19 protein-coding genes are annotated in these 20,535 nt (G+C 63.7%); 11 read left to right on the top strand and 8 right to left on the bottom strand.

What is annotated here, in order from left to right; translation table 11 throughout:
• Positions 1 to 214: 214 nt before the first annotated feature.
• Positions 215 to 874 carry a pentapeptide repeat-containing protein gene (locus B3361_RS00315; RefSeq protein WP_154211533.1) on the bottom strand — a complete coding sequence of 220 codons (660 nt, stop codon included), beginning with the start codon at positions 872 to 874 and terminating at the stop codon, positions 215 to 217.
• A 77-nt stretch (positions 875 to 951) separates the two neighbouring features.
• The gene (gene exaA, locus B3361_RS00310; RefSeq protein WP_054905457.1) at positions 952 to 2,847 is read right to left on the bottom strand and encodes a quinoprotein ethanol dehydrogenase; all 1,896 of its coding nucleotides are present in this window, start codon (positions 2,845 to 2,847) and stop codon (positions 952 to 954) included.
• A 254-nt stretch (positions 2,848 to 3,101) separates the two neighbouring features.
• Between exaA and pedF the strand changes: the two genes are divergently transcribed.
• The 10 genes from pedF to B3361_RS00260 all read left to right on the top strand — a co-directional run bounded on the left by pedF (position 3,102) and on the right by B3361_RS00260 (position 13,442).
• Complete coding sequence (gene pedF, locus B3361_RS00305) at positions 3,102 to 3,563, top strand: cytochrome c-550 PedF (protein ID WP_054905456.1); 462 nt, start codon at positions 3,102 to 3,104, stop codon at positions 3,561 to 3,563.
• A 5-nt stretch (positions 3,564 to 3,568) separates the two neighbouring features.
• A complete protein-coding gene (locus B3361_RS00300) occupies positions 3,569 to 4,444 on the top strand; it encodes a substrate-binding periplasmic protein (RefSeq protein WP_054905455.1) in 876 nt (291 codons plus the stop codon).
• 35 nt (positions 4,445 to 4,479) lie between these two features.
• A complete protein-coding gene (locus tag B3361_RS00295; protein ID WP_054905454.1) occupies positions 4,480 to 5,247 on the top strand; it encodes a quinoprotein dehydrogenase-associated SoxYZ-like carrier in 768 nt (255 codons plus the stop codon).
• Between the two features lie 38 nt (positions 5,248 to 5,285).
• Entirely contained in the window at positions 5,286 to 6,218 is a 933-nt protein-coding gene (locus B3361_RS00290; RefSeq protein ID WP_054905453.1) for a quinoprotein relay system zinc metallohydrolase 1, read from the top strand.
• 241 nt (positions 6,219 to 6,459) lie between these two features.
• Positions 6,460 to 8,247, top strand: coding sequence for a PQQ-dependent alcohol dehydrogenase PedH (pedH, locus tag B3361_RS00285; protein ID WP_029885145.1), 1,788 nt, complete (start codon positions 6,460 to 6,462; stop codon positions 8,245 to 8,247).
• 119 nt (positions 8,248 to 8,366) lie between these two features.
• Complete coding sequence (locus B3361_RS00280) at positions 8,367 to 9,887, top strand: aldehyde dehydrogenase family protein (protein ID WP_054905452.1); 1,521 nt, start codon at positions 8,367 to 8,369, stop codon at positions 9,885 to 9,887.
• Between the two features lie 258 nt (positions 9,888 to 10,145).
• Entirely contained in the window at positions 10,146 to 10,217 is a 72-nt protein-coding gene (pqqA, locus tag B3361_RS00275) for a pyrroloquinoline quinone precursor peptide PqqA (protein ID WP_080756929.1), read from the top strand.
• 52 nt (positions 10,218 to 10,269) lie between these two features.
• Complete coding sequence (gene pqqD, locus B3361_RS00270) at positions 10,270 to 10,542, top strand: pyrroloquinoline quinone biosynthesis peptide chaperone PqqD (RefSeq protein WP_029885144.1); 273 nt, start codon at positions 10,270 to 10,272, stop codon at positions 10,540 to 10,542.
• An 88-nt stretch (positions 10,543 to 10,630) separates the two neighbouring features.
• Entirely contained in the window at positions 10,631 to 11,794 is a 1,164-nt protein-coding gene (ercA, locus tag B3361_RS00265) for an alcohol dehydrogenase-like regulatory protein ErcA (RefSeq protein ID WP_009682320.1), read from the top strand.
• Positions 11,778 to 13,442, top strand: coding sequence for a PAS domain-containing hybrid sensor histidine kinase/response regulator (locus B3361_RS00260; protein ID WP_054905451.1), 1,665 nt, complete (start codon positions 11,778 to 11,780; stop codon positions 13,440 to 13,442). Before ercA ends, B3361_RS00260 begins: the two co-directional genes overlap by 17 nt.
• A gap of 102 nt (positions 13,443 to 13,544) precedes the next feature.
• Here B3361_RS00260 and B3361_RS00255 read toward each other — a convergent pair whose 3' ends face one another.
• The 6 genes from B3361_RS00255 to B3361_RS00230 form a co-directional block, all read right to left on the bottom strand.
• Positions 13,545 to 14,267: a proteasome-type protease gene (locus B3361_RS00255; RefSeq protein ID WP_029885142.1), complete on the bottom strand. Its 723-nt coding sequence runs from the start codon at positions 14,265 to 14,267 to the stop codon at positions 13,545 to 13,547.
• Positions 14,268 to 14,340: 73 nt separating this feature from the next.
• Complete coding sequence (locus tag B3361_RS00250) at positions 14,341 to 15,120, bottom strand: transglutaminase family protein (protein ID WP_029885141.1); 780 nt, start codon at positions 15,118 to 15,120, stop codon at positions 14,341 to 14,343.
• Entirely contained in the window at positions 15,117 to 16,067 is a 951-nt protein-coding gene (locus tag B3361_RS00245; RefSeq protein WP_286920033.1) for an alpha-E domain-containing protein, read from the bottom strand. The genes B3361_RS00250 and B3361_RS00245 overlap by 4 nt, the downstream gene beginning before the upstream one ends.
• Before the next feature lie 3 nt (positions 16,068 to 16,070).
• Complete coding sequence (locus B3361_RS00240; RefSeq protein WP_029885140.1) at positions 16,071 to 17,480, bottom strand: circularly permuted type 2 ATP-grasp protein; 1,410 nt, start codon at positions 17,478 to 17,480, stop codon at positions 16,071 to 16,073.
• Positions 17,481 to 17,841: 361 nt separating this feature from the next.
• Positions 17,842 to 18,879, bottom strand: coding sequence for a methionine synthase (locus tag B3361_RS00235; protein ID WP_054905449.1), 1,038 nt, complete (start codon positions 18,877 to 18,879; stop codon positions 17,842 to 17,844).
• Positions 18,880 to 18,906: 27 nt separating this feature from the next.
• Positions 18,907 to 19,890, bottom strand: a complete 984-nt coding sequence (locus tag B3361_RS00230; RefSeq protein WP_054905448.1) for a DUF1852 domain-containing protein — start codon at positions 19,888 to 19,890, stop codon at positions 18,907 to 18,909.
• A gap of 468 nt (positions 19,891 to 20,358) precedes the next feature.
• Here B3361_RS00230 and B3361_RS00225 point away from each other — a divergent pair, with 468 nt between their 5' ends.
• Positions 20,359 to 20,496: a hypothetical protein gene (locus B3361_RS00225; RefSeq protein WP_166524972.1), complete on the top strand. Its 138-nt coding sequence runs from the start codon at positions 20,359 to 20,361 to the stop codon at positions 20,494 to 20,496.
• The last annotated feature ends 39 nt before the right edge of the window (positions 20,497 to 20,535 follow it).

Below are 20,535 nucleotides of genomic sequence, written 5' to 3'. Positions count from 1 at the left end.
AGCTCGCATGCCGAGCTGGTGCACCTGGGGATTGACCTGGGGCTGGTGCGGGTAGCGGGGTAGGCCCTGTGTCGCGATGGGCTGTCTGTAGGAGCGGCCTTGTGTCGCGATGGGCTGCAAAGCAGCCCCAGGGTTTCAGCATGGTGCACAAATTGCCGGGGCTGCTTTGCAGCCCATCGCGACACAAGGCCGCTCCTACAGGCAGCGCAATCAGTCACTTGTCCCAGGTTTCGGGGCAGCCTGTGCATCCCTCCATGTTGGCCTCCTGGAAATTCCCGTAATGCTGCCGTGCCCCGCGCAGGTCGGCGCGTGCCAGGTTGCTCTGGCCGAACTTGGCCTCCTGCAGGTTGGCGTCGGTCAGCCTGGCCTCCTGCAGGTCGGCCTTGCTGAGCCAGGCCATTTCGAGGTCCGCAGCCTGCAGGTTGGCTTTGTGCAACTTGGCCCCGGACAACCGGGCGAACTGCAGATAGGCCGCGCTGAGGTCGGCGTTCTCGAACTGCGCGCCTTGGGCGAACAGGCCCCAGCCTTGGATGGCCACCAGGTGGCTATTGCTCAGGTCGGCCAGGCGCAGGTTGCTCTGCTGCAGGCTGGCGCGGGTCAGGTTGGCGCCTTGCAGGCGGGCTTTTTCCAGGTTGGCCAGGTCCAGTTGGGCGTGGCGCAGGTCGGCGTCGCGCAAGTCGGCGCCGGCCAGGTTCATCTTGCGCAGGTCCTGGTTAGCCAGGTTGGCGCCGCGCAGGTTGGCACCCGGGCACTGGCTGGCTTCGGCGATGACGCAGCCGTTGATGGTCAGTGGGGCATCGTCGCCAGCGTCTTCGGCCTGTGCGGCCAGGGCAGGCGAGAGCGCCAACAGCAGGGCAATGGGCAGGTAGTTCATGGCGAATGGCTCTCGTGGGTGTAAGCACCAGGTGAAGGGGCCGCAACGCGGCCCCGGGTATACGCCACCTCAGGCGATCACCGCTGGGCGGTCTTGTTGTCCCAGCTCGGGATCTTGAACACCCAGAACGAGCCACCCTGGGCAACGGGCTTGGTCAGTTCGGCCATGTCGCCACCCCACAGCGGCACCGCACCGCCGTAGCCGACCGTCACGCCGATGTACTGCTCGCCATCCTGCTCCCAGGTGATGGGCGGGGATACGATGCCGCTGCCGGTCTGGAACTTCCACAGCTCCTTGCCCGTCTTGGCGTCGAAGGCCTTGAAAAAACCATCGCCGGTGCCGGTGAACACCAGGTTGCCCTTGGTTGCCAGCACGCCTGCCCACAGTGGCAGGTGCTCTTTGTGTTCCCACACCAGTTTGCCGGTGGTCGGGTCCATGGCGCGCAGGGTGCCGACGTGGTCGTCGTACATGCGCTTGATGCGGAAGCCCATGCCGAGGTAGGCCGAGCCTTTCTTGTAGTTCACTTCCTCGGTCCAGTATTCCTCCTTCCACTGGTTGCCGGGGATGTAGAACAGGCCGGTGTCCTGGCTGTAGGCCATGGGGTTCCAGTTCTTGCCGCCGAGGAATGGCGGCGAAACCTCGACTGGCTTGCCTTTGGTTTCACCCGGCAGCGGCTTGGCCGGGCGCTGGCCGGGGTTTTCCACCGGCCGCCCGGTCTTCAGGTCGATATGGCTGGCCCAGGTGATGTTGTCGACGAAGGGGAAGGCGTTCTGCAACTTGCCATTGTTGCGGTCGACCACATAGAAGAAGCCGTTGCGGTCGGCGTGGCCGGTGGCCTTGACCACCTTGCCGTCCTTGCCTTTGTAGTCGAACAGCACCAGTTCGTTGTTGCCGGAGAAGTCCCAGGCGTCGTTGGGGGTGTGCTGGTAGAACCACTTGACCTCGCCGGTGCTCGGGTCTACACCGACCTGGCCGGAGGTATACAGGCTGTCGTAGTCGTGCGGGTTGCCGTCTTTCGAGGTACGCGCCCAGGTGTTCCAAGGCCCCGGGTTGCCCGCCCCGACGATGATGGTATTGGTTTCCGGATCGAAGCTGGCGCTTTGCCAAGGGGCGCCGCCACCATGGCTCCAGGCTTCGACCTTGCCGGTTTCGGTGGTGGGGTCATCTGGCCAGGACGGTGCCTTGACGTCGCCGGTCGGGGTGCTGTCCTTGCCATTCAGGCGGCCCATGTGGCCCTCGACGAAAGGCCGCATCCACACTTCTTCCCCGGTATCCGGGTCGCGTGCGAACAGCTGCCCGACCACGCCGAATTCATCCCCCGAGCTGCCGTGGATCAGCAGGACCTTGCCACTGGTCTTGTCCTTGATCAGCACCGGCGCGCCGGTCATGGTGTAGCCGGCACTGTGGTCGCCGAACTTCTTGTTCCAGACCACCTTGCCGGTGTGTTTGTCCAGGGCCACGACCCGCGCGTCGAGGGTGCCGAAGTAGATCTTGTCGCCGTAGATGGCGGCGCCCCGGTTGACCACGTCGCAGCAGGGGCGAATGTTGTCGGGCAGGCGGTGGTTGTAGGTCCACAGGCGTTTGCCGGTTTTGGCATCGAGGGCAAATACCCGTGAGTACGACCCTGTCACATAGACCACACCGTCGCTGACGATGGCCTGCGATTCCTGGCCGCGCTGCTTCTCGTCGCCGAACGAGTAGGACCACGCCGGGGTGAGCTTGAACACGTTCTTGTCGTTGACCTGGGCCAACGGGCTCCAGCGCTGGGCATTGGTGCCCATGCCGTACTGCAGCACGTCGTTGGTGGTGAGGTGGTCGTTGGCGATGTCTTCCCAGGTGACGTTCTTGGTGGCAGGTGCCGCAGGGGGGGTGGCCGCTGTTGCCACGCTGCCCAAGGCCAGGCTACCGGCCATCAGCAGCACGCGCACGCTCAAGGCCAGAGGGGAAAGGGCGGGTAGCGATCTTATTGTCATGGTTGCAGTTCCCAGTGGAGGTTTTGGCCTGCACAGGGTGAGCCGCCGGGGCGCTCGCCGGATACGGAAAAAATCCCGCCATTGCCGGGAAGAGTTCCCGGTCGGCACCTCATTTGGCCGTTCGCCACAAGCCCTACTACCAAGGGAGTAAGGCGCGACCACCAAAGCAGCATTCGGCCGTATGCCGGGTGTTTTTAAGATGGCGACACGGCCTCTGTGGTTGAGGCTTTGCGTGCAATGGTGAGGGCATAACAATGACAACAAAACGCAATGTGTGGCTTGCTGCAGGCTTGTTGGCCGGCGCGGTAATGACCGGTACCGCCTGGGCCCATGGCAATGTAGTCCCACAGGCGGTAGAGACCAAGGGGCTGACCCCGGTCAAGGACGCTGGGGTGAGCCTGGACGCAGACGGCTGGGTGGCGGTCAACCCTTACCGTAGCTCGCCGGAACACGACAAGGCAGTCGAGATCGGCGCCTCGGCCTATAACCAGAACTGCGCGGCCTGCCATGGCCTGGAAGCCAAGTCTGGCGGCATTGCCCCGGACCTGCGGCTGCTCGATGCCGGCGACGCCGGCGATGAATGGTTCGTCGAGCGTGTGCGCCATGGCGCGGTGCGCGACGGCCGCGTGTACATGCCGAAAATGGCCGACTACCTGAGCCAGGAGGCTTTGTGGGCGGTGCGCACATACCTGGACAGCGTGCACGTCGAGGAGTAACGGCCATGCGCCTGATGGCGGTGCTGTTCAGTGCCCTGTTGCTGTGCTGTGCGGCGGCCCAGGCGCAAGTGCGCAACTACGACACGATCATCGCCGCCGGGGAGCTCAAGGTAGCGGTGTACAAGGACTTTGCGCCTTACAGTTTCCAGGACCACGGCCAGCCGCGGGGCGTGGATGTGGACCTGGCGCAGGCACTGGCCGAGGCGATGGGCGTGCGCCTGAAACTGATCTGGGCGCCGCCTGGGGAAAAGCTCGACGACGACCTGCGGGACTACATCTGGCGCGGCAGCCCGCTGCGTCATCAGCAATTGGCAGACCTGATGCTGCGGGTGCCCTACGACCACGATTATGCGCAGAGGCGCAACGAGCTGGGCGAGCTGGAAAACGCCCAGGTGGTGATGTTCGGCCCGTATCAGCAAGAACGTTGGCAGGTGGCCTATGACCGCCGCCGGTTGCCTTCGGTGGCCAGTGTCGCGGTATTCCAGCAGCACCCGATTGGGGTAGAGGTCGACAGCGTGCCGTCGTTCTACCTGACCTCGGTGCTCAACGGCATGCTCAGCGCCAAGACCCACCATTACCCCGGCGTGCAGCAAGCCTTCGCCGCCATGCAGGCCGGTGAGGTAGACGCGGTGATGGCCATGCGCGGCGAGGTCGACTGGCAACTGCATGAGGCCGCGAACCCACAGCTGGCGTTGGCGGAAAATGCGTACCCCAACCTGGGCAAGCAGGCCTGGGACATCGGCATGGCCGTGCATGAAAGCAACCGGCAGTTGGCCTATGCGGTCGAGGAGGCGCTAGAGGTGTTGATACGGGAGGGGCGCATGCAGGCGATCTATGCCCAGTACGGCCTGCGTTACCAGGTGCCGGACATGTACCAGTAGCCTGGGCTCGGCAGCCCGGCAAATGGGAGCGGATCATGAACCTCAAAGCAACCTTGCTGCTGGCCTGCTGGCTATCTTGGGCAAGCCAGGCCCTGGCCAGCGAGCCGCCTGCCAACCAGGACCCGGTGCCCTCGGTGATGTGGGACTTCTACCACAAGCAACTGCTCGACCAGGCAGCGTTCGTCTTCGATGAGCGGGTCAAGCTGCTGGCTCCCCCTTTTGCCGAGGACGCACGCCAGGTGCCGTTGGAAATCGATGCCCGCGCGTTCACTGGCGAGGTGGTGCGCATCATTGCCTGGGCCGAACTCAACCCGCTGCCGCGCATTGTCGACTTCCAGCCCGGCGAACGGGTACTGCCGTGGTTATCGCTGCGTATCCGTATCGAGCAGGCCACACCACTTCGCGCGGCCGTGCTCACGCGCGACGGCCTGTGGCACGTGGGCTCGACCCTGATCGATGCTGCCGGCGGTGGTTGTACCGCCCCCAGCGTGGTGCGCACCCAGCCCGGCTGGGAAGAGCACCTCGGCGAGGTGCTGGGGGGCCGCTACCCGCGTGGCGACAGCAGCCGCCTGCGCCTGCAGGTGGCGCACCCGATGGACAACGGCCTGGTCAGTGGCATTCCCGAGTTCTACCTCAACCATGCCGAGTTGCAAGGCGTCGATGGCCAGCGCCTGGCCAGCCTGACGCTGTACCCGGCGGTCAGCGAGAACCCGAACCTGAGTTTCGATATCCAGGGCCCCGGGCCGACCCGGCTGTTGTTGCAGGACAACAGCGGTAACCAGTTCGAGGCGGCAGTGCCTTGAGCGCGGTCGCCATCCACCCCTGAACCGAGGCGCCTGCCATGCGTTGGATCCTGCTGTTGCTGTTGTGCCTGGGCCTTCCGGCCCAGGCCAACCTGGATTACCGGCTCGCCCCCCGGCAGATTGCCGAGGGTACCTGGCTGCTGGAGGGCAGTACCGACAATTTCGCCAAGGCCAATGGCGGCAACGTGGTCAACACGGCCTTCATCGTGACCGACGAGGGGGTGGTGGTGATCGACAGCGGGCCGTCCAGACGCTATGGCGAGGCCTTGCGCCAGGCGATTGCCACGGTGACCGACAAGCCGGTGCTGGAAGTGCTGCTGACCCATCATCACCCGGACCATGTGCTCGGCAACCAGGCGTTCACCGACGTGCCCATCGGTGCCCTGGCCGGCACCGCTGCGTTGTTGCGCGAGCAAGGCGATGCCATGGCGGAAAACATGTACCGCCTGGTTGGTGACTGGATGCGAGGCACTGAGGTGGTGCTGCCGACCCGAGTCGTGGAACCGGGTGTGCGCGATGTGGGCGGGCACCGCCTGCGCCTGCTCGGGCTACGCGGGCATACCGGTTCGGACCTGGCGATCCTCGATGAAACGACCGGGGTGCTGTTTGCCGGCGACCTGCTGTTTTATCAGCGTGCCCTGACCACCCCCAACAGCCCGGGCCTCGATGTGTGGCTGCACGACCTCGACACCTTGCAGGCGCTGCCCTGGAAGCAACTGGTAGCCGGCCACGGGCCGCTGGCCAGTGATGCGCAACCCTTTGTGCAGATGCGCGACTACCTCACCTGGCTGGACAACCTGCTGCGCGACGGCGCCGCCCGTGGCGACGATATGGCCGAAATGATCCGCAGCCCGATACCCGAACGCTTCGCCGGCCTGAGCCTGACGCGCTACGAACTTATTCGCAGTGTCAGCCACCTATACCCGCGGTACGAACGCCGGCAACTTCGGCGGGTAGATAGTACGCCCTGAGCCAGACACTACGGCGTGGGAGCGGCCATGCGTCGCGAAAGGGCGGCGCAGCAGCGCCGGCAATTTCCGCTGACACCAACCCAGGGGCCGCTTTGCGCCCCTTTCGTTTAAAAGGCAGCTGCTACCAAGGAACTAGAAATCTCCACACTGCGAGCAATTGTTGGCAAACACCTCGGGACCAAGAATTCCCGGCACACCGGGAAAATTTCCCGGGCACAACAAAAAACCAAAGGTAGCCGACATGACCCGATCCCCACGTCGTCCCGCGTTCGCCGTGAGCCTGGTGCTCAGCGCCATGTTGCTGGCCGGCGCTGCCCACGCCGCCGTCAGCAATGAAGACATCCTCCAGGACCCGAAGAACCCCCAGCAGATCGTGACCAATGGCCTGGGCGTGCAGGGCCAGCGTTACAGCCCGCTGGACATGCTCAACACCAACAACGTGAAGGAACTGCGCCCGGTCTGGGCGTTTTCCTTCGGCGGTGAGAAGCAGCGCGGCCAACAGGCGCAGCCGCTGATCAAGGATGGGGTGATGTACCTGACCGGCTCCTACTCGCGGGTATTCGCCGTGGACGCGCGAACCGGCAAGAAACTGTGGCAGTACGATGCGCGCCTGCCCGATGACATCCGCCCATGCTGCGACGTGATCAACCGGGGCGTGGCGTTGTACGGCAACCTGGTGTTCTTCGGCACCCTCGACGCCAAGCTGGTGGCGCTGAACAAGGACACCGGCAAGGTGGTGTGGAGCAAGAAGGTGGCCGACCACAAGGAAGGCTATTCGATCAGCGCCGCGCCAATGATCGTCAACGGCAAGCTGATTACCGGCGTGGCTGGCGGCGAGTTCGGTGTGGTGGGCAAGATCCAGGCCTACAACCCGGAAAACGGTGAGCTGCTGTGGATGCGCCCCACCGTGGAAGGCCACATGGGGTATGTGTACAAGGACGGCAAGGCCATCGAAAACGGTATTTCCGGTGGCGAAGCCGGCAAGACCTGGCCGGGCGACCTGTGGAAGACCGGCGGTGCAGCGCCGTGGCTGGGCGGCTACTACGACCCGGAAACCAACCTGATCCTGTTCGGCACCGGCAACCCGGCGCCGTGGAACTCCCACCTGCGCCCAGGGGACAACCTGTATTCCTCATCGCGCCTGGCACTGAACCCGGACGATGGCACGATCAAATGGCATTTCCAGAGCACGCCACACGACGGTTGGGACTTTGACGGCGTCAACGAGCTGATCTCGTTCAACTACAAGGACGGCGGCAAAGAGGTCAAGGCCGCTGCCACTGCCGACCGCAACGGCTTCTTCTACGTGCTGGACCGCACCAACGGCAAGTTCATCCGCGGCTTCCCCTTCGTCGACAAAATCACCTGGGCCACTGGCCTGGACAAGAACGGCCGGCCGATCTACAACGAGGCCAGCCGCCCGGGTGCACCGGGTAGCGAAGCCAAGGGCAGCTCGGTGTTCGTTGCCCCGGCGTTCCTCGGTGCGAAAAACTGGATGCCGATGGCCTATAACCAGGATACCGGGCTGTTCTACGTGCCGTCCAACGAGTGGGGCATGGACATCTGGAACGAGGGCATTGCCTACAAGAAAGGGGCGGCGTTCCTGGGCGCCGGCTTCACCATCAAGCCGCTCAACGAAGACTACATCGGTGTGCTACGTGCCATCGACCCGGTCAGCGGCAAGGAAGTGTGGCGCCACAAGAACTATGCACCGCTGTGGGGTGGGGTACTGACCACCAAGGGCAACCTGGTGTTCACCGGTACCCCGGAAGGCTTCCTGCAGGCGTTCAACGCCAAGACCGGCGACAAGGTCTGGGAGTTCCAGACCGGCTCAGGCGTGCTCGGTTCGCCGGTGACCTGGGAAATGGACGGCGAGCAGTACGTATCGGTGGTGTCCGGCTGGGGCGGCGCGGTGCCGCTGTGGGGCGGCGAAGTGGCCAAGCGGGTCAAGGACTTCAACCAGGGCGGCATGCTCTGGACCTTCAAGTTGCCCAAGCAGTTGCAGCAGACCGCCAGCGCCAAACCCTGACCCCTACTACCAAATGACGAGAGCCCCGCTGCCAACGATGCATTCGCCTGGCAGGCGGGGCTTTCTACCATCGGCATATCGCCTGTCGTGGGACAGGCATTGACCTGCAGAGGCTCAGCATGATCTACGCACAACCCGGAACCCCAGGCGCCGTCGTTTCCTTCAAACCGCGCTATGGCAACTTCATCAATGGCGAGTTCGTGGCGCCCTTGGCTGGCCAGTACTTCACCAACAGCTCGCCGGTCAACGGCCAACCGATCGCCGAATTCCCACGTTCTAGCGCACAGGATATCGAGCGCGCCCTGGACGCTGCCCATGCCGCGGCTGACGCGTGGAGCAAGACCTCGGTGCAGGAGCGGGCCCTGGCGCTGCTGAAAATCGCCGACCGGATCGAACAGAACCTCGAAGTGCTGGCGGTTACCGAAAGCTGGGACAACGGCAAGGCCGTACGCGAAACCCTGAATGCCGACGTGCCGCTGGCGGCGGACCACTTCCGTTATTTTGCGGGCTGCATTCGTGCCCAGGAAGGTGGCGCGGCGGAAATCAACGAAACCACCGTGGCGTATCACCTGCACGAACCCCTGGGTGTGGTTGGGCAGATCATCCCGTGGAACTTCCCGTTGCTGATGGCTGCCTGGAAACTCGCCCCGGCGTTGGCGGCGGGTAACTGCGTGGTGCTGAAACCGGCCGAGCAGACGCCGCTTTCGATCACCATTTTTGCCGAGCTGATCGCCGACCTGCTGCCGGCCGGGGTGCTGAACATCGTCCAGGGCTATGGCCGTGAGGCTGGGGAGGCGCTGGCCACCAGCAAGCGTATTGCCAAGATCGCCTTCACCGGGTCCACCCCGGTGGGCTCGCACATCATGAAGTGCGCGGCCGAGAACATCATCCCGTCTACCGTCGAACTGGGTGGCAAGTCGCCGAACATCTTCTTCGAAGACATCATGCAGGCGGAGCCGGCGTTCATCGAGAAAGCCGCCGAGGGCCTGGTGTTGGCGTTCTTCAACCAGGGCGAGGTGTGCACCTGCCCGTCGCGTGCGCTGATCCAGGAGTCGATCTACGAACCGTTCATGGCCGAGGTGATGAAGAAGATCGCCAAGATCAGCCGTGGCAACCCGCTGGACACCGAAACCATGGTCGGCGCCCAGGCGTCGGAGCAGCAGTACGACAAGATCCTCTCGTACCTGCAGATTGCCCGGGAGGAGGGTGCCGAATTGCTCACTGGCGGTGCCGCCGAGCGCCTGCAGGGTGACCTGGCCAGCGGCTATTACATCCAGCCGACCCTGCTGAAGGGCCACAACCGGATGCGCGTGTTCCAGGAAGAGATCTTCGGCCCGGTGGTGGGGGTGACCACCTTCAAGGACGAAGCCGAGGCCTTGGCGATCGCCAACGACAGCGAGTTCGGCCTGGGGGCCGGCCTGTGGACCCGCGACATCAACCGTGCCTACCGCATGGGCCGCGGCATCAAGGCCGGCCGGGTATGGACCAACTGCTACCACCTGTACCCCGCGCATGCGGCATTCGGTGGCTACAAGAAGTCGGGTGTGGGCCGTGAGACGCACAAGATGATGCTCGACCATTACCAGCAGACCAAGAACCTGCTGGTGAGCTACGACATCAACCCGTTGGGCTTCTTCTGACCCCCTGATGAACCTGCGCGGTTGGCGCAGCGGCCTGGTGTCGCGGCCAGGCTGCGCAGCCACCCTCATTGCTGTAGCGGTGCAGCGAATGCCAGGCCGCCTGCCCAGGCGCCCTGGCTGGCCTGATGGCAATGTGTGGCAACCCCGTTGCTACCAATGCACCCGGCAAACTCGTTCCAAAGTAGCATTCGCCCTCACCACCGCCCATGCATTAATGCCTCTACCGGAATCGCCCGGCACAAGAAGAGGACATGCCCCATGTGGACCAAACCCGCCTACACCGACCTGCGCATTGGCTTTGAAGTGACGTTGTACTTCGCCAACCGCTGATGCCTGCCCGGCCACCGTCAAGGTGGCCGGATCCCCACGCCCGGTGCCTGCCGTGAAACTGATCGACCGCCAGCAGACACTGGCCCTGGCCAAGGGCTTGCGGCTACGCTGGGACCCGTTGCAGGCATGCCATGTGCTGCTGTACCCCGGGGGCGTCATCGAGCTCAACGCCAGTGCCGGCTGGGTGCTGGAGTTGCTGGACGGCCAGCGCAGTACGGCAGCGATCATCGACCAGCTGGCACAGCGTTTTCCCGGGGTTCCCGGCCTTGGCGAGGACGTACTGGCGTTCCTGGAGGTGGCCCGCGCCAAGGCGTGGATCGAATGATGCCTGTGCCGCTTTGGTCTGGTTGCTTTCGCCGCGGGATGCTTTACGCTGGCGGTTATCTTCCAGAACAATAAGAACAGGCTTTACGATGAGCCAGAGTTTCAGCCCCCTTCGCAAGTTCGTTTCGCCTGAAATCATCTTTGGTGCCGGCTGCCGACATAATGTGGCCAACTACGCCAAGACCTTTGGTGCGCGCAAGGTCCTGGTGGTCAGCGACCCTGGGGTGATTGCCGCTGGCTGGGTGGCCGACGTCGAGGCCAGCCTGCAGGCGCAGGGTATCGACTATTGCCTGTACACGGCCGTCTCGCCCAACCCCCGGGTCGAGGAGGTGATGCTCGGCGCCGAGATCTACCGGCAGAACCACTGCGATGTGATCGTCGCGGTCGGTGGTGGCAGCCCGATGGATTGCGGCAAGGCCATTGGGATCGTGGTCGCCCACGGTCGCAGCATCCTTGAGTTCGAGGGCGTGGACATGATTCGCGTGCCCAGCCCGCCGTTGATCCTGATCCCGACCACCGCCGGTACCTCGGCCGATGTGTCGCAGTTCGTGATCATCTCCAACCAGCAGGAGCGCATGAAGTTCTCCATCGTCAGCAAGGCGGTGGTGCCCGACGTGTCGCTGATCGACCCGCAAACCACGTTGAGCATGGACCCGTTCCTGTCGGCCTGTACCGGCATCGACGCGCTGGTGCATGCCATCGAGGCGTTCGTGTCTACCGGTCATGGCCCGCTGACCGACCCCCATGCGCTGGAAGCCATGCGCCTGATCAACGGCAACCTGGTGGAAATGATCGCCAACCCCGGCGACATTGCCCTGCGCGAGAAGATCATGCTCGGCAGCATGCAGGCGGGGCTGGCGTTCTCCAACGCGATCCTGGGCGCGGTGCATGCCATGTCGCACAGCCTCGGCGGTTTCCTCGACCTGCCTCATGGCCTGTGCAATGCGGTGCTGGTCGAGCACGTGGTGGCGTTCAACTACAGTTCGGCGCCCGAGCGCTTCAAGGTCATTGCCGAGGTCTTCGGCATCGACTGCCGCGGCCTCAACCACCGGCAGATCTGCGGCCGGCTGGTGGAACACCTGATTGCCCTGAAGCACGCCATCGGCTTCCATGAAACCTTGGGCCTGCACGGGGTGCGCACGGCCGATATTCCGTTCCTGTCGCAACATGCGATGGATGACCCGTGCATCCTCACCAACCCGCGCGCGTCGAGCCAGCGAGATGTCGAGGTGGTCTATGGCGAGGCCCTCTGACGAGCAGCAGCGCGCGCTGGCGGGGCTGCTAGGCCTGGGCGACCACTCGGCGCGTAAAAGCCACTACCCGGAATTATCTGCCCGGCTGGATGAACTGGAAGCCGAGCGCAACCGCTACAAATGGCTGTTCGAGAACGCCGTGCACGGCATTTTCCAGGCCAGCCTGCAGGACGGCATGCGTGCTGCCAACCCGGCACTGGCCCGCATGCTCGGCTATGACGACCCACAGCAAGTGCTGTTTTCCCTGACCGACCTGGCAACCCACCTGTTCGATGGCGGTGCGCAAGAGCTGCAGGCGATTACCGCGATTCTCGCCCGGGAGCACAGCCTGCATGGCTATGAAACCCGGCTGCGGCGCAAGGATGGCAGCCACCTCGACGTGCTGATGAACCTGCTGCTCAAGCCCGGTCACGAAGGCCTGGTTGAAGGCTTCGTGGCCGATATCACCGAGCGCAAGCAGGCCCAGCAGCGCCTGCAACAGCTCAATGACGAACTGGAGCAACGGGTTGCTGCACGTACCGATGAGCTGATCGAGGCGCGCGATGCTGCCGAAGCCGCCAACCGCAGCAAGGACAAGTACCTGGCCGCTGCCAGCCATGACCTGCTGCAACCGCTGAACGCCGCGCGCCTGTTGATCTCCACCTTGCGTGAGCGGCCGCTGCCAGACGCCGAACATGTGCTGGTGGAGCGTACCCACCAGGCGCTGGAGGGCGCCGAAGACCTGCTGACCGATTTGCTGGATATCTCGCGGCTCGACCAGGCTGCGGTCAGGCCCGATGTGGCGGTTTATCGCCTGGACGAGCTGTTTGCGCCTTTGATTTCAGAATTCCGCTCGGTGGCCGATGCCGCGGGCCTGAAATTTCACGCCAGGGTTCCCGATTATGCCGTCAGCACGGATCTGCGCTTGCTGACGCGCATTCTGCGCAACTTCCTCAGCAATGCCTGCCGCTACACCGACGAGGGCCGCGTTCTGTTGGGGGCAAGGCGCCGCGGCGAACACTTGCGCCTGGAGGTATGGGACAGCGGGCGCGGCATTGCCCAGGACCGGTTGCAAGCCATATTCCTGGAGTTCAACCAGCTGGACGTTGGCCGCGCGGCGGACCGCAAGGGCGTAGGCCTGGGGTTGGCCATCGTCGAGCGGATCGCCAAGATTCTCGGCTACCGGATCGAAGTGCGTTCGTGGCCGGGGCGTGGCTCGGTGTTCAGCATCGAGGTGCCGCTTGGCCAGGCGCTGCCGCCGCTCCTGCAGCCCACGCTGCCCCAGCCCACTGCCGGCAACCCGCTGCCGGGCCGTCGCATGCTGGTGCTGGACAACGAAGTGAGCATTCTCGAAAGCATGGGCGCGTTGCTGGGGCAGTGGGGCTGCGAAGTGGTCACCGCCACCGATCAGCAGGGTGCCTTGCAGGCGCTTGAAGGGCGCGCCCCGGAGCTGATCCTGGCTGACTTTCATCTGGATCACGGCGTGGTGGGCTGTGATGTGGTGCGGCAGTTGCGCGAACATTACGCCAGCGCCATACCCGCGGTCATCATCACGGCCGACCGCAGTGACCAGTGCCGGCGCTCGTTGCGCAAGCTTGGCGCACCGTTGCTGAACAAACCGGTGAAACCAGGCAAGTTGCGTGCGGTATTGAGCCAGTTGCTGGGCTGAGGGGCATGAGGCGTATTGGGGGGCGGCACCGCCCTTTGAGGGGGCGGGCTCATCCACGAAAAGGCCGGGCATGCTGGCCGGGATTTCCTGGCCATTCCCCCATCAGCCATACGGCGGCGCCGGCAGCTCGGCCAGCAAGGTTTTCAGGCCTTCGCCCCACTGCCGGCGAATCTGCTGGTAATAGGCATCGTCGCTGGCGATGCGGATGGGCTGCGGTGCCTCCAAGGCATCGGCTCGGTACACCAGCAAGTCCAGCGGCATGCCTACCGACAGGTTGCTGCGGATGGTGGAGTCGAACGAGATCAGGCCACAGCGCAACGCCTCATCCAGCGGGGTGCGGTACTCCAGGTTGCGGTCGAGTATGGGCCGCCCGTATTTGCTTTCCCCCAACTGCAGGAAAGGCGTGTCGCGCGTGGCCTGGAAAAAGTTGCCCTGGGCATAGACGTTGTAGATCGCCATCGGCCCGCCCGCAATCTGGCCACCGACGATGAACGAGCTGCTCAGGTCGATACCGGCCGTCAGCTTGCTGCGGTCGCGGCACACCACCTCGCGCAAGGTATCGGCCACCAGCACGGTGGCATCGTAGAGCGTGGCGACATTCAGCAGGTGCGGGCCGCTGCCCTGGCTGCGTTGCTGCAGCAGGTTGACCACTGACTGCGAGGTTGCCAGGTTGCCCGCCGTCTGCAGCACGATCAGGCGCTCACCGGGTACGCTGAAGACGAACAACTTGGCAAAGGTGGAGATCTGGTCGATACCGGCATTGGTGCGTGAGTCGCTGATGAAAACCAGCCCGTCTTGCAGGTGCATGGCGACACAGTAAGTCATGCAAGTTCCCTTGTGTGGCAGAGGTAGTGGCCTTGCTGCAGGCGCGCAGCAAGGCTGGCTTGAGGGCCAGGCGTCACTGGCGATGCACGTGAACACTGGCTTGCATGGACTCGGTGCCACCCCCGCGGCGCACGCCCCTGACCGGGCAGGCGTCGAGGTAGTCCAGGCCCACGGCCAGCTTCAGGTGCCGCTCGGGCCGGGTCAGGCGGTTGGTGATGTCGAAGCTGTACCAAGCGTCGTCGACCCAGGCTTCGGCCCATGCATGGCTGGCCAGGTGCTGTTCATCCTCGGTGCACAGGTAGCCGGAAACATAGCGGGCCGGCACCCCCAGGCTACGGGCGCAGGCCAGGAAGGCATGGGTATGGTCCTGGCACACGCCCGCACCGGCATTGAACGCTTCGCTGGCCGTAGTGCCGACGGAGGTCGACCCTGGGCTGTAGGGCATGCGCTCGGCCAGCCCCTGCATCAGGTCGATCAATGCGGCGCGGTCACGGTGCGTGCCGCATTGCTGGGCGGCGAAGGCCACCAGCGCGTCATCGGCCAGGGTCAGGTGGCTGCCACGCAAGAACGGCAGGGGTGACTGGCAGGCTGCCTCCTGTTCGCAGGCCGGGTCGATTTCGACCTGGCCGCTGGCAGTGAGGGCCAGGTGCCCATGGGGCTTGTCCAGCGTCAGCACATGCAGGATGTTGCCGTACGGGTCGATCTGGCTCTTCACCTTGCAAGGCAGGTCCAGTTGCCATTCGACGATGCGCTGGCGTTCGCTGCTGCGCGGGGTAAGGCGCAGGAACTGAATGCTGTTGGACACATCACTGGCGTAGCTGTAGGTGGTGTCGTGGCGGATGGACAGTTTCATACAACCTCCAGGTAGGAGTGATGGACCGCCTGGCCCAGTTGGTTGACGCGGCCGATGAAATCGCTGAGCCAGGGATGCAGCCCGGCGTCGAGGATTTCGTCGATGGCGGTGCAGCGCAGCCGCGCGTTGAGCTCGGCGGCCAGCCGCTGGGCCGCTCGCCCGGTACTGCCAGGCAGGCCGGCCAGGATCTGGTCCAGCTCCTCGATACAGGCATGCAGCGAGCGCGGCACGTCGACGCGCAGCAACAGCAATTCGGAAACCGGCCCGGCACTGGGCGCGGCGCGGTAGATTTCATTGAAGGCTTCGTAGGAGGTCAGGGCGCGCAGCAAGGCACTCCACTGGTAAAAACCCCTGGCCGAGTCGTCGCTGACCTCGTCGGAGGCCTCGCCGAACATTTCATAGCGCGCATCGAGCAGCCGCAGGGTGTTGTCGGCCCGTTCCAGGAAGGTGCCCAGGCGAATGAAGCTGTAGGCATCGTTGCGCATGATGGTACCGGAGGTGGCGCCGCGGAACAGGTGCGAGCGCTCCTTGACCCAGTCACAGAACTGGCTGATGCCGTAGCGGCCCAGCCCGTTGCTGGCAATGTTGCGCATTTCGATCCAGGTGGCGTTGATGTTCTCCCACATGTCGGCAGTGATCCGCCCGCGCACTGCATGGGCGTTGGTCCTGGCCGCCTGCAGGCAGCAGTAGATGCTGCCGGGGTTGGTGGCATCGAGGGCGAAGAAATGCAGCATGCGCTCGGTGTCGAGCTCGGCGTGGCGACGGATGTAGTCGTCGAGCGTGCCCGAGGCCAAGAGTGACATGGCCAGTTCGGCATGGCCGTCGCTGCGCCCCGCCTGCGGCATCAGTGACAGCGAGTAGCTGACCTCGAGCATGCGCGCCAAGTTTTCCGCACGTTCCAGGTAGCGGGACATCCAGTACAGATCAGAAGCAGTTCGCGAAAGCATGGTTCAGTCCTCCACCACCCAGGTGTCTTTGGTGCCGCCACCTTGTGACGAGTTGACCACCAGCGAGCCTTCCTTCAGCGCCACGCGGGTCAGGCCGCCTGGCACCAGGCGGGTTTCGCTGCCCGACAGTACGAACGGGCGCAGGTCGATATGCCGCGGCGCGATGCCGCTGTCGACGAAGGTCGGGCAGGTGGACAGGCACAAGGTCGGTTGCGCGATATAGGCATGTGGACGCGCTTTGATGCGGGCGCGGAAGTCCTCGATCTGCGCGGCAGTGGCGGCCGGCCCGACCAGCATGCCGTAGCCGCCAGAGCCCTGGGTTTCCTTGACCACCAGCTCGGGCAAGTTGGCCAGTACATGGGACAGGTCGGCCGGCTTGCGGCACTGCCACGTCGGTACGTTGTTGAGGATCGGCTCCTCGCCCAGGTAAAAGCGGATCATGTCGGCGACATAGGGGTAGATCGACTTGTCGTCGGCTACGCCGGTGCCCACCGCGTTGGCCAGCACTACGTTGCCGGCGCGGTACACCGAAATCAGCCCGGGCACGCCCAGCATCGAGTCGGGGTTGAACGAGAGGGGGTCGAGGTAGTCGTCGTCCAGCCTGCGGTAAATCACATCGACCCGTTGCGGGCCGGCGGTCGTGCGCATGTACACATGCTCGTCGCGCACGAACAGATCGGCGCCTTCGACCAGCTCGATGCCCATTTCGCGGGCCAGGAAGGCATGCTCGAAATAGGCACTGTTGAAGCGCCCTGGGGTAAGCAGCACAGCGGTGGGGTTATCCAGCGGGCTGGCGCTCTTGAGCGTGTCCAGCAGCAGGTTGGGGTAGTGGTCGATGGGCGCGATGCGCTGGGCGGCGAACAGCTCGGGGAACAGGCGCATCATCATCTTGCGGTCTTCGAGCATGTAGCTGACACCACTGGGGGTGCGCAGGTTGTCTTCCAGCACGAAATAGCTGCCATCGCCATCGCGGACCAGGTCCACGCCGGCGATGTGCGCATACAGGCCCCGGTGCAGGTCCAGGCCCTGCATGGCGATCTGATAACCCTCGTTGGCCAGGACCTGCTCTGGCGGGATGATCCCGGCCTTGAGGATGCGCTGGTCGTGGTAGATGTCTTCCAAAAACAGGTTCAGGGCCTGCACGCGCTGGATACAGCCGCGCTCGACCGTACGCCACTCGCTGGCGCGGATGCTGCGCGGGATGATATCGAAGGGGATCAGCCGCTCGGTGTCCTGTTTGTCGCCATACAAGGTAAAGGTGATACCGGCGCGGTGGAACAGCAGGTCGGCCTCGCGCCGGCGCTGCTCCAGCAGCTCCAGCGGGGTGTTCGCCAGCCAGCGGGCGAACTCTTGGTAGTGCGGGCGGCAGCTGCCGTTCGCGTCGTACATTTCATTGAAAAAAGCCCGGGACATACCCACTCCTTGCCGCCGTTACCGGCAGCTTCATTGCCGTTCATCTGCGTCTTTCAGGGTGCTGCCTTGCTGGTAAGTGGGGGTGTCTTCAGCCTCGGTCGCGTTGGGTTGCGGGTGCATTCCGTTCACCAACCAGCATTGCAATGAAAGTGCCGGAAACCCGGTGCAGTGCCGGGCAGGCCAGGGAATGGGCGGTGGGCAGCGGTTTTGCTGGGCGGCGCCTGGTCCAGGCGGGGTGAGGTGGCGGCCGGCTGACCGGCCGGCGTGCATCAAAACAGGGCGCCTGGTGTGCAGCCGCGTTTTTTGAACCGCGTTGGTGCGTACTGCCATGCCGGCCAGGCCAGGCAGGCGGTTCAACACCTCAACCCGCGTTGGCGGTCAGTTCCTGGCGAACGATGGCAGCCCCGGCGCTCAACGCCTTGAGCTTGCCGCTGGCGACCGCGCGCGGCAGTGGGGCCATGCCGCAGTTAGTGCAGGGGTAGAGCTTGTCGGCATCGACGAACTGCAACGCCTTGCGCAGGGTGTCGGCCACGGCTTCGGGTGTTTCGATGGCAGGGTTGGCGACATCGATTGCACCGACCATGACCTTCTTGCCCCGAATCAGCTCAAGCAGTTCCATCGGCACATGGGCGTTGTGGCACTCCAGCGAAATGATATCGATGCTCGACTGCTGCAACGTCGGGAACACCTGCTCATATTGCCGCCATTGCGCCCCCAGGGTCTGTTTCCAGTCGGTGTTGGCCTTGATCCCGTAGCCATAGCAGATGTGCACCGCGGTTTCGCACTTGAGCCCTTGAACGGCGCGCTCCAGGGCGGCCACGCCCCAGTCGTTGACCTCATCGAAGAACACATTGAACGCCGGTTCGTCGAACTGGATGATATCGACGCCCGCCGCTTCCAGTTCCAGGGCTTCCTGGTTGAGTAGCCTGGCGAATTCCCAGGCCAGTTTTTCCCGGCTTTTGTAGTGGCCGTCATACAGCGTGTCGATCATGGTCATGGGGCCCGGCAGCGCCCACTTTATTGGCTGGGCAGTTTGCTGGCGGAGGAACCTGGCATCGTCGACGAACACCGGTGCCTGTCGCGCGACAGCACCCACCACCGAGGGCACGCTGGCGTCGTAGCGATCGCGAATGCGCACGGTCTGGCGTTGCTGGAAATCGACCCCGCTCAGGTGTTCGATGAACGTGGTCGCGAAATGTTGGCGGGTCTGTTCGCCGTCACTGACGATATCGATGCCCGCGTGCTGCTGTTCCTGCAAGGCCAGGCGCAAGGCGTCCTGCTTGCCTTCGGCCAGCTGCGCGCCCTGCAATTTCCAGGGTGACCAGAGTGTTTCAGGCTCCGCCAGCCAGGTCGGTTTGGGCAAACTGCCGGCAGTGGAGGTGGGAAGTAGCGTGTTCATCAGCGGTTACCTTGTGCGTTGGGGTGATCAGCCGGCGTATTGAGCGGACCATTGCTCCAGGGTGGCCTGGTACGGTTTGACGAAGCGCTCCTCGGCAAACCTGCCTTGTTCGAGCGCCAGGCGGCTGCGCTCTTCGCGGTCGTAGACAATGCGTGTAAGCGAATAGTCCTGGTGCTGCAGGCTCGGTCGGTAGGCCATTGCGGCTGCCGCATTGGCGTTGTAGATCTCGGGGCGGTAGATCTTCTGAAAGGTTTCCATGGTGCTGATGGTGCTGATCAGCTCCAGGTCGTTGTAGTCGGCCAACAGGTCACCGGCAAAGTAGAAGGCCAATGGCGCCACACTGCCGGGCGGCATGAAGTAGCGCACCTTGAGCCCCATCCTGCTGAAGTATTCGTCGGTCAGCGAGTGGTCGTTCTGGTGATACTCCACGCCCAGCACCGGGTGCTGGTTTTCAGTGCGGTGGTAAACCCTGCTGCTCGACACACTCAGGCAGATGACCGGCGGCTTGTCGAAGTGAGCCTTGTAGGTGGCCGAGTTGATGAAGCACTTGAACAGCTTGCCATGCAGTTCGCCAAAGTTGTCCGGCGTGCTGAAGCTTGGCCGACCCTTGTTGTGTTCCAGCAACAACACACTGAAGTCGTAGTCCCGCACGTACGAGGAAAAGTTGTTACCGACCATGCCGTCGATACGGCGGTTGGTGGTGTGGTCGACGATATGGGTCTGCAACAGCTCGATCAGCGGCAGGCCGCTGCTGCGCTGTTCACTGTGCAGGTGCAGTTCCACCGAAATGATATCCAGCTCTACGCTGTAGCGGTCTGCATAAGCATTGTCCCAGTGCGCCAGGGCGTTGAAGCGGTTGTCGATCATCTGCAAGGTGTTGCGCAGGTTTTCCTGGCGGTTTTCCCCCCGCGCCAGGTTGGCGAAATTGGTGGTGATGCGGGTGTTTTCGCCGGGCTGGTAGTGCTCGTCGAAAGCGATGCGCTGCACAGTGAATTGCGGTGCGTAAGCCATGTTGTACGGTGTCCTGATGCCTGCTCGTGCCGTTGGGTAGTGCAAGCAGGCAACTATTGCCATGGCGCGAGCGACGTGATGTCCGTGTTCAGGCCGTATTCTAGGCAGGGGCCCTACATGAATGATATTGAAGATAAATCACTAATGATTTAGAACCGCTCATGATGGTGGGTGTCGGGAGTAGGCAACGGGAAGGAAAGCTTGTGTATGCGGTCGAGCGCGGGCGGTTGGCCCTGTGATCTTGCTCGCAACTTTCCAGACTAAAGGTACGGAATTTTCAAGTTGGCATGAATATCCCATGTTAGTCGGGAGTCCAGTCTCCACCTACTGCACTACCTCCATCACCTCCACGGAAGAACAAGAAAGGGGGCTAACATGAGTTGTCTGATTTGCGCAGGGCACGCGGAATCCGTCGAATGCACCCTTGGATGGGAGGAGCGGCGCTGTGCCCAATGCGGGTGTTACCGAATGTCCCAGTCGCTGATCCTGGCGATGATGGATGAGGGGCAGATATTCGACACCGAGCGCATGCGCGAGTGGCTGGTCGTGCAACGCGGGCAGGTGCCTGTGCCCGACATCGACCATGACCACGCCATACTGCGCTAACGGCCTGCAGCGGTGTAGCGCCACAGGCCATGGTTGTGC

The organism is Pseudomonas sp. UBA6699 (assembly GCF_002454615.1).
GTDB classification, from domain to species: Bacteria; Pseudomonadota; Gammaproteobacteria; order Pseudomonadales; family Pseudomonadaceae; genus Aquipseudomonas; species Aquipseudomonas juntendi.
This window is presented reverse-complemented; position numbering and strand designations above follow the sequence as displayed.

Excerpts from the sequence above, each read along its gene's own strand:
- B3361_RS00290 (WP_054905453.1), top strand. The coding sequence starts at position 5,286 with ATGCGTTGGATCCTGCTGTTGCTGTTGTGCCTGGGCCTTCCGGCCCAG.
- pedF (WP_054905456.1), top strand. The coding sequence starts at position 3,102 with ATGACAACAAAACGCAATGTGTGGCTTGCTGCAGGCTTGTTGGCCGGC.
- B3361_RS00230 (WP_054905448.1), bottom strand. The coding sequence starts at position 19,890 with ATGGCTTACGCACCGCAATTCACTGTGCAGCGCATCGCTTTCGACGAG.
- B3361_RS00255 (WP_029885142.1), bottom strand. The coding sequence starts at position 14,267 with ATGACTTACTGTGTCGCCATGCACCTGCAAGACGGGCTGGTTTTCATC.
- B3361_RS00250 (WP_029885141.1), bottom strand. The coding sequence starts at position 15,120 with ATGAAACTGTCCATCCGCCACGACACCACCTACAGCTACGCCAGTGAT.
- ercA (WP_009682320.1), top strand. The coding sequence starts at position 10,631 with ATGAGCCAGAGTTTCAGCCCCCTTCGCAAGTTCGTTTCGCCTGAAATC.
- B3361_RS00225 (WP_166524972.1), top strand. The coding sequence starts at position 20,359 with ATGTCCCAGTCGCTGATCCTGGCGATGATGGATGAGGGGCAGATATTC.
- B3361_RS00245 (WP_286920033.1), bottom strand. The coding sequence starts at position 16,067 with ATGCTTTCGCGAACTGCTTCTGATCTGTACTGGATGTCCCGCTACCTG.
- B3361_RS00300 (WP_054905455.1), top strand. The coding sequence starts at position 3,569 with ATGCGCCTGATGGCGGTGCTGTTCAGTGCCCTGTTGCTGTGCTGTGCG.
- B3361_RS00295 (WP_054905454.1), top strand. The coding sequence starts at position 4,480 with ATGAACCTCAAAGCAACCTTGCTGCTGGCCTGCTGGCTATCTTGGGCA.
- exaA (WP_054905457.1), bottom strand. The coding sequence starts at position 2,847 with ATGACAATAAGATCGCTACCCGCCCTTTCCCCTCTGGCCTTGAGCGTG.
- B3361_RS00315 (WP_154211533.1), bottom strand. The coding sequence starts at position 874 with ATGAACTACCTGCCCATTGCCCTGCTGTTGGCGCTCTCGCCTGCCCTG.
- B3361_RS00260 (WP_054905451.1), top strand. The coding sequence starts at position 11,778 with ATGGCGAGGCCCTCTGACGAGCAGCAGCGCGCGCTGGCGGGGCTGCTA.
- B3361_RS00280 (WP_054905452.1), top strand. The coding sequence starts at position 8,367 with ATGATCTACGCACAACCCGGAACCCCAGGCGCCGTCGTTTCCTTCAAA.
- B3361_RS00235 (WP_054905449.1), bottom strand. The coding sequence starts at position 18,879 with ATGAACACGCTACTTCCCACCTCCACTGCCGGCAGTTTGCCCAAACCG.
- B3361_RS00240 (WP_029885140.1), bottom strand. The coding sequence starts at position 17,480 with ATGTCCCGGGCTTTTTTCAATGAAATGTACGACGCGAACGGCAGCTGC.
- pedH (WP_029885145.1), top strand. The coding sequence starts at position 6,460 with ATGACCCGATCCCCACGTCGTCCCGCGTTCGCCGTGAGCCTGGTGCTC.